We start from the raw sequence: 8454 nt of genomic DNA on the forward strand, positions 1-8454 counted from the left end.
ATTTTTTTTGTAAAATGATCGAACAAGTAGTGTCTAAAGTAAATATGAAACGTGCTTATCAGCGTGTTTACCGTAATGGAGGAAGTGCAGGAATCGACAAAATGTCGGTGGCTCAACTCTTTTTCCATCTTCAGAAAACATGGGATGACACCAAAACGAGTTTACTTTCGGGGCAGTATCTACCGCAACCTATAAAAGGTGTGGAGATTCCTAAACCGAACGGGAAAACACGTCTTTTGGGGATTCCTACGGTACAAGACCGTCTCACTCAGCAGGCACTGCACCAAGTATTATCTCCTATTTTCGAAAAGGAATTCTCAGCATTCAGCTTTGGTTTCCGTCCAAACAAAAGTGCTCATGATGCACTTCAAACATCGTTATCCTACATTAACGAGGGTTATCAACATATCATTGATATCGACCTTAAAAGCTTCTTCGATGAAGTGGATCACAGTATTTTACTGCAATTGATCTACCAAAGAATCAAATGTCCTACTACCATGAAACTGATCCGTAAATTCCTAAGAGCGCCGATCATGATTCAAGGAAAACTGAAGAAAAGGCGAAAAGGTGTTCCGCAAGGAGGACCGCTAAGTCCACTTCTTTCTAATATCCTGCTTCATGAACTGGATCTCTTTCTAATGGAACGAGGTGTTCGTTTTGTGAGGTATGCAGATGATTTTAGTATTTATGTGAAGTCCGAAAAAGCGGCAAAACGTGTAGGAAATAATGTATATGTATTTCTACGGGATATCCTAAAACTACCAATCAATCGAGAGAAAAGCGGGAAACGTCGTCCTCTAGATTTTGAGGTACTTGGCTACGCTTTTGTATCGAGCTATAAGAAAGGTTCAAAAGGACAATATCAACTTGTTGCTAAACGTGATTCATGGAAAAAGTTGAAGACAAGTCTCAAAGAGGTAACTCGAAAAACTACTCCCATGAGTTTTGATGAACGCATCAAGAAGCTCTTAGAAATCCAAAGAGGTTGGGTGAATTACTTTAGTTTGGGAAACATCAAGCGAAAACTTAAAAAGGTAGATGAATGGGTAAGAAACAGGCTCCGGTACTGCATCTGGCAACACTGGAAAAAGGTGGAACGAAAACGCAAAAACTTAATGCGTTTAGGAATATCTTATGATCAGGCTTATGCTTGGAGCAGAACGAGGAAAGGCGGATGGGCAGTAGCTCAAAGTCCTATTCTTATTACCACCATTACCTTAGAGAGACTGGAGAAAAGAGGATATATTTCTATGCTCGATATTTACAGGAAATTAGCTGAACGGTAATCAACCGCCGTATACGAGGTCCGTACGTACGGTGGTGTGAGAGGGTCTCCGCTAGGCTAATCGCCTAGCGGCGCTCTACTCGATTACCATTATTTCTATTTCTGACATTTTTTATACCCCTGAATTGCATTGTGATATTCCGGCATGTATTTCCCTTTAAAACTTATTTTAGGATCTCTTTTATCGACATCAATTAGAAAATCATCAAATTCACCTATTATGTATTCTTCAAAAGATTTGCCATCAAATGATGGTAGTTTGGAAATAAATTCAAGAGCCCTCCAACAATTTTCTTTTTTTTTTGAATATGAAGTAATCTGATTTCCACAATATCTCATTGCTGTAAGAAACAAAATATCTCCTTCTATTTTAGTTAACTTTAAATCATTGTAATCTAAATTAATATTATTTTTATTATATGTTCTTTGATTATTTAAAACTTGAATAAATATTTCACTATAATAAAACGCTAATAATTCATTCTTCTCGGGAAAGTTCATTAACTCATTTTTAACGACTTCATATTTTGTTTTGATATTAGAAGTATTCCAGATAATTTTTCTTCTAAGATACAATGACAAAAGCTCATTATTGTTTGGTCTTTTTATAAAAACACTTTTAAATAAAGATTCATCTTTAATCTGATACATTTTATGAAAAGAATTTAAAAAAATAAATTTCTTTTGATTCTTAAATTCATCTTTTGGATTTTCACAAAATAAATATTGAATAAAGTCAATATCATAATCGTGAATAGGAGATTCCTTATCTTTTAATAAATCGACCCAATTTTCATTTTGTGCGAAACATTGTAGACTTACTATAATTAAAGTAAATAATATACTCACATATTTTTTCATGCTTTAAGATTAATGGTAACATTGGATAAACACAATGGCGTTTACCCTCAAAAATTTAACGGATATACGCCATATTGTAAATATCCATTAGTAATAAGTACTCTCAACTTCCAATTAAAAATAAGTTTGCAATTAGATTGTTGAAAGATGAATTGAATTTACATTTTTATGTATTACAAAACAAGAAGAGACTTCTTCAAAAAATTAGGTCAATGCTTCAGAAAAACAATTTTCAAAATCAGTTCAATTTCTGAGTAAATGTAATTTGCGGTTGAATAGACGGCTTTCTTAGTTTCACTTTCCGTCTAATGTCTTCAAGACTGAAGGAGGGGGTACTTTATCATTGGTCTTAGGTTACGGCTTCTTGTAGTACTCTGTATTACAAGAGTCGTATGAATTGAGAGGTTCACCTACGGTTCTGTGAGAAGTTAGGGGTGAGATTCCCCTAGTTTACTCGACTACCATTAGTTCTTTACAGATGATCAGTTTTAATCTTGCCAACCGTTTTCTTTATATTTATCTGAAACAATCATTTCTCCGATCCCAATATCAAAATCAAACGTATAGGGTAGTCTATCATCTCCCCAAATACATTTTTTCTTGTTTTTTCCTTTATAATCCTGCCACCAGCCCACATATGTTCTATTTGCATAGCCATCTGCACCGGCCCAGGCATCGTCAAATTGCACAATTTTACTTTTATGATTTATCACAATGGAGCATTCTAAAGTTCCGTGAAAGACTCCTGAGTATTTTTGATTTTTATCCTCAGAGAAATCATATCTACAAAGTAAAGTTCCTTGTCCTGCATAATCGAAGTTTTCAATTATCTCAAAAATCGACTCAATTGTAATCTCCCCTTTAAAATTGCATTTATTTCCTCTAACAATTGAAAATCCATTAACTTGAATTGATAATGGATTTATAATACTTTGTTTTGCCTCAACAAGATTCATTTCAATTTTCCAATACTCACCACCAATAACCCCGACCTGTTTGCCAAGAAATAAATTATTGAGCTCAAATTTATAATCTTTTACATTTTCAATAACTGGAACACCATAACTAAATGCCTCTTTTGTTTTTGTTTTAATAAACTCATTACTGAAGTCTATAGTTTCTTCACTGTAAGAGTTCCTTAATTGCCCTAAATGATATGGATCTATCATGAGTGTATCACTTGCTATTTTAGCAACTGACCGTGTACTATCAAAATTTGAATTGGCAACGGATTTTAGTTTGGCTATCTCTATTTCTGGCTTGACTTCGGGGACTTCTTCGTTATGAACTTGTTGCTCATTCTCGCAAGAATTAACAATCAGAAATAAAATCAGATAGTATGTTAGTTTGTAAAACTCCATTCAACTTGTATTAATGGTAACTTTGAATAAACACAATGGCGTTTATCCTCAAAAATTTAACGGATATAAGCCATATTGTAAATATCCATTAGTAAAAAGTACCCTCAACTTGCTATTAAAAATAAGTTTGCTGTTAGATTGTTGAAAGATGAATTGAATTTACATGTTTATGTATTACAAAACAAGAATAGACTTCTTCAAAAGATTAGGCCAATGCTTCAGAAAAACAATTTTCAAAATCAATTCTTGAGTAAATGCAGTTTACGGTTGAACTGATGACTTTCTTAGTTTCAGTTTCCGTTCAATGTCTTAAAGACAGAAGGGGGGTACTTTATCATTGGTCAATAGGTTATAGCTTCTTGTAGTATACTCTGTATAGCAAGAGCCGTATGAATTGAGAGGTTTACGTACGGTTTTGTGAGAAGTTAGGGTTGAGATTCCCTTAGCTTACTCGACTATGTGCTTTTTATTTTCCTCCTGCAACATCAATTATGGCACCAGTTGTATATGTTGCTTTATCGGATAGTAACCAAGAAACAGCATCTGCGATTTCTTCCGGTTGTCCAACTCTTTTCATTGGAATTACTTCTTTTACAGATTCAAGTCTATTTGGTATTTTGTGCATATCTGTTTCAATAAATCCAGGTCTGATTGCGTTTACACGAATATTTTCTGTTGCTAATTCTTTAGCTAAACCAATAGTAAAAGTATCAATAGCTCCTTTTGTTGAAGCGTAATCAATATATTCATTAGGAGAACCTGATTTAGAAGCTCCAGATGATATGTTTACAATCCCACCACCATCACCATTATATTTTGTAGACATTCTTTTAATCGCTTCTTTAGAGCATAAAAATGTCCCTATAACATTAGTGCTAAATGTTTTTAAAATTCGTTGCGAAGACATTTCAGCAAGTGTCGACTGTTCACCCAATATTCCAGCATTATTTATTAATCCAACTAGAGTTCCGTTAATCTTGTCAATTTCATCAAACAATTTTACTACACTTTTTTCAATTGATATATCAGCTTGAATAGCAGTAGCCTTTCCTTTTTTAAGAATTATTTCATCTATAATACTATCAGCAGATTCTTTGTCTGTATTATAGTTTATACAAATAAAATAACCCTGTTCGGCTAACTGAATAGATATTGCTTTTCCAATACCTTTATTTCCTCCTGTTACTAATATTATTTTATTCATTTTTGGTTATCGGAAATTTCACATAACGACTCAGTTAAAAAGCATTTCAAAGAACTTTCGTTCCGTCTACTAAATAGCCACGAGCCTTTTAAATTTTTTCAATTTGTGGCGGGATTGCTTAAACGCAATAACCTGCTAATTTTACTACTAACTTAATGCTTTTTTGCCTTATTTTTTTTCTGAAGGTTTATCTACTTTTTCCCAATTATTCTCACTAATTATATTTTCAACTAATTCATAAAGTCGTAGCAAAGACTGTGTTCCAGAGCTACCATAATCACTAATTTTTCTAGTTTCATCAGAACTAAAATCTAAAGTAACCCAATAAAAATTTAAGTCTGTATAGACACATGAGTATTTATCTTTTATCTTATTGTAATCAATGTAATTCAATAACCCAAAAAGATTATCTTTTAAGTCTCCTTTAAGCTGTTTTTTATAAATATAATATGAATAGTTTTTCCTAAAGAAGCTATAAAAAAACTCACAATTTACTTCTCCATTATCATTGACCTTCAATACAAATTCCTCAGCATCCAAAAGAGGGAAGCTAAAGGAATTACGAAACTTTAAAAGTCTAACTTTAGGTTTAGAAGTTTCTTGGTTATTATTATATTCAATAAAACCTCCAAATTTATAGGTTAAAACCGTTGAACTTAATTCATATTCTTGCCTATTAATCGAGTCTAGCCTTGCAACATTGAACTCTAATAAATCACTTGAATCTGTTTTTATTATTCTTGGAAATATATTATTGTTTACTAATTTTAATCTTTTACCTTCTTTAATCCAACTTTGATATTGCCATAAATCAATTTTCCTAAATATAATTTCTCCATTTTTCTTAGGGAAAAACACTAAAGCAACACTGTTTATAGTAGATTGATTTTCACCCAAAACAAATAAGTCAGTCAAACCATCCCTATCAAAATCAGCTTTATACCATAGTTTAGTTTTAAGAGAATCAGCAGTTTTAATATAATCAGAATATTTGTAGAAATCAGGATTATCAAGAATTGTCATTTCAGAGAAAAATTCCTTTTCAGAAGTATGTTGAATACCGTAATTTTTCACAAATATCCGAACATCATTTATGGAATTCAGTTTATCTATAGGGTTAGCTATGGTTATTTGATTAAGACTTATCGTTAACAATATTATATGTATAAACCTTGCCATTTATTATTAGTTAAAGCTAATAACTAGGGCTTAATTTTTGGGTCTGAAGACCAAACTAAGCCCTAATTATTATGTGCTTTTTATTTTTTTTATTTACAATTATCTAAATGCCACTTCGCTAATTTCCATTCATTATCTGATTCAATTCGGTAGTCAAATGGTAAATCGTATTCTTTTGTTTCAATTAATGTATTTAATAATTCGTTTGTTTTCTCAGGATCATATACTCTCCAAATTAATTCTCTTGTTGCGTTCCAAGTAATTCTCCCTAAGAATAAAGCATTGGGTTTCTCTTTACTCTCACCTTTAATTTCTTCATCTAACCAATCTTCGAATTCTTCTGCCTTAGATCTATCTGATTCATGAGGCATTCCATTTTCAATTAGGTTCTTGAATTGAAGCATAATTGAACAATGCCAACTAAAAACTTCTTTAGGTTCAAATTCTTTTAAGCTTTTATTTATGACTGCAATTCCAGGTAATTCGTCTTGCTTGAACTCTAAGATTGCGTAATTTTCTTCAGGTATTATAACTCGAAATTCTTTCATTATGATTCTATTTTATAAATGCTCTTTTTTATAATTTACCGTATAGCTATTAGATTATTTTTTGATGAAATTTCCTACAATATTAGAAACTAATAAATTATAGAAAACACTATTTACTAGTTATGTTAATTCTTTTATTTTGGTTCTACCTTTCATTTTATTGTGAGTAATTGCACATAACATAGAATAAACACAATGGCGTTTACCCTCAAAAATTTAACGGATATACGCCATATTGTAAATATCCATTAGTAAAAAGTACCCTCAACTTGCTATTAAAAATAAGTTTGCTGTTAGATTGTTGAAAGATGAATTGAGAGGTTCACGTACGGTTTTGTGAGAAGTTAGGGGTGAGATTCCCCTAACTTACTCGACTGTGTACTTTTATTTTGGAATAAACTTTTCAAAGTATTCTATGATATTTTCTGTGAATAAGCCTGCAATTGTTCCAAGAATTATTCCTCCGATGAAGCCTTCCACCGAAATAATTTTTTTTGATTCAGAAGAACTATTAGTAAATAGTCCAAATACGACCGCAATTAACAAACTACCGAATAATATTGTCCAAAATTGAGCATCAAACCAATTACCTTTAGTAATAAATATGAATCTAATTAAGAAACCCAATATTCCTCCTAAAGCGGCACCTAAAGGTGTAGCAAAACTAGAAGCTTTAAACTTGACCCTCTGTGTAGAAGATTGATGAAAAACGTTATTTGATTCTTCCAGTCGAAATTTCAAATTAAATAGAATATCAAATTCTTTTTCCTTGTATAGGTTTGGAGCTCGGCAGTGGAATGGAATACTTATGGTTTCTTTAGGGTTAAGGGTATATGAATGAGATAGACTTGTAGATGCAATAGTTTGAGCCTTAGAAACTTTGTTTAATACTTTCTCAAGCTTACTCTTATTAATTGAGAAGGCTTTTTTTAAAAGTGAATCATCTTTTTCTTTACTCATAATAGTTTCTTCAAGCTGGAGAACATCATCCCATTCTTTAATAGAAAACGCTTGTTTTGCCCATCGGGGGAAATTTAAATTTGGCTTGCTTTTGGTTAGGGAAGCAGCTATTAATTCTGGCATTTGAGCATAAATGATAATTATTTTCGTAAATACATCCATCTTTATGAATATCTGCTTCTGGTATGCTTGGGCAAGTTGTAATTCTAACTCTTCAACTACCTCTTTCTTTTCAAACTCAAGCTCATCTAGTTCCGATAAGGAATCAGATTGATTCTTAGACAAAATAACTCCAGGAATTATATCTGGATCGATATCTTCCAAATAGATTTTTTTATCACCTAGGTTTGTTATTTCTAGCTGAATAGCATATTTACTTGAACCAACTTGTTCAGAAGGAACCTTTATATCTAGCTTTAGTAGTTTATTCATGTTCTAATTGTACACAACATTTGATAAACACCATTATGTCACATTATTTTTTTAATACACCATGACGTTTATCCGTTAGTAAAATAGTTTACTTGAAGTAAGGTAGTAAACAACTTTAAATATTCAAACCCGAAGCATCACAATTCTAATATATATTACAAATTATCAAGTGGATGTTTTATTTAACTTACTATTCTGTATATCAAATGAGTATATATCTGTGTAGTCATTGCAGAGTTATGACCTAAAAGGGATTGTACAGATCTAAGATCTACACCATTCTCTAATAAATGAGTTGCAAAAAAACTTCTTATTGTCACTTACCAAGATCACATGAAAAAATATTCTTTCGACGCTTGGAAAAATATAAAATAGGTTACTTATGGCTTAGATCTGTTCATTTAAAGAGTTTTTCTTGAATTGATTGGCATTCAAAAAATATTTTTTTCAAATCAATTCGTGAGCAAATGCAAATTATCCTTTCAAGTTCAAGTAATTGTTGAATTTGTGTTTGACTTCGGAAAATTTGGGCATAAAAAAATCCCTGAAGAGGGAGTCTTGTGAAAAATTGTGGAGTGAATTGAGTGGGAATAGACGAGTTGAGATGAATTTTAATAAAAA

8 protein-coding genes are annotated in these 8454 nt (G+C 31.8%); 1 reads left to right on the top strand and 7 read right to left on the bottom strand.

Features of this window, described 5'->3' with window-relative positions:
• A partial coding sequence (ltrA, locus tag AVL50_RS17645) for a group II intron reverse transcriptase/maturase (RefSeq protein ID WP_253764261.1) occupies window positions 1-1289 on the top strand: 1289 nt, incomplete at its 5' end.
• Between the two features lie 95 nt (window positions 1290-1384).
• On the opposite strand, the gene AVL50_RS17650 is transcribed toward ltrA, so the two are convergent.
• From AVL50_RS17650 to AVL50_RS32785, 7 genes are all read right to left on the bottom strand, one after another.
• Window positions 1385-2149, bottom strand: coding sequence for a hypothetical protein (locus tag AVL50_RS17650; protein ID WP_062617816.1), 765 nt, complete (start codon window positions 2147-2149; stop codon window positions 1385-1387).
• Window positions 2150-2637: 488 nt separating this feature from the next.
• Window positions 2638-3510: a hypothetical protein gene (locus AVL50_RS17655; protein ID WP_062617817.1), complete on the bottom strand. Its 873-nt coding sequence runs from the start codon at window positions 3508-3510 to the stop codon at window positions 2638-2640.
• 466 nt (window positions 3511-3976) lie between these two features.
• Window positions 3977-4714 carry an SDR family oxidoreductase gene (locus AVL50_RS17660; protein ID WP_062617818.1) on the bottom strand — a complete coding sequence of 246 codons (738 nt, stop codon included), beginning with the start codon at window positions 4712-4714 and terminating at the stop codon, window positions 3977-3979.
• A 168-nt stretch (window positions 4715-4882) separates the two neighbouring features.
• Window positions 4883-5893 (bottom strand): hypothetical protein, encoded by a 1011-nt coding sequence (locus tag AVL50_RS17665; RefSeq protein WP_157491393.1) that lies wholly within the window; start codon window positions 5891-5893, stop codon window positions 4883-4885.
• 89 nt (window positions 5894-5982) lie between these two features.
• Window positions 5983-6441, bottom strand: coding sequence for a DUF695 domain-containing protein (locus AVL50_RS17670; RefSeq protein ID WP_062617820.1), 459 nt, complete (start codon window positions 6439-6441; stop codon window positions 5983-5985).
• A 384-nt stretch (window positions 6442-6825) separates the two neighbouring features.
• A complete protein-coding gene (locus AVL50_RS17675) occupies window positions 6826-7833 on the bottom strand; it encodes a hypothetical protein (protein WP_062617821.1) in 1008 nt (335 codons plus the stop codon).
• Window positions 7834-8015: 182 nt separating this feature from the next.
• A complete protein-coding gene (locus AVL50_RS32785) occupies window positions 8016-8153 on the bottom strand; it encodes a tyrosine-type recombinase/integrase (RefSeq protein ID WP_082795893.1) in 138 nt (45 codons plus the stop codon).
• Window positions 8154-8454: the final 301 nt, after the last annotated feature.

The sequence above is a fragment of the Flammeovirga sp. SJP92 genome (assembly GCF_001583495.1).
In the GTDB taxonomy this organism is placed as follows: domain Bacteria; phylum Bacteroidota; class Bacteroidia; order Cytophagales; family Flammeovirgaceae; genus Flammeovirga.

Bases quoted from the DNA above. Each gene is read 5' to 3' on its own strand.
- AVL50_RS17675 (WP_062617821.1), bottom strand. From the start codon at position 7,833: ATGAATAAACTACTAAAGCTAGATATAAAGGTTCCTTCTGAACAAGTT.
- AVL50_RS17650 (WP_062617816.1), bottom strand. From the start codon at position 2,149: ATGAAAAAATATGTGAGTATATTATTTACTTTAATTATAGTAAGTCTA.
- AVL50_RS17665 (WP_157491393.1), bottom strand. From the start codon at position 5,893: ATGGCAAGGTTTATACATATAATATTGTTAACGATAAGTCTTAATCAA.
- AVL50_RS17660 (WP_062617818.1), bottom strand. From the start codon at position 4,714: ATGAATAAAATAATATTAGTAACAGGAGGAAATAAAGGTATTGGAAAA.
- AVL50_RS17670 (WP_062617820.1), bottom strand. From the start codon at position 6,441: ATGAAAGAATTTCGAGTTATAATACCTGAAGAAAATTACGCAATCTTA.
- AVL50_RS17655 (WP_062617817.1), bottom strand. From the start codon at position 3,510: ATGGAGTTTTACAAACTAACATACTATCTGATTTTATTTCTGATTGTT.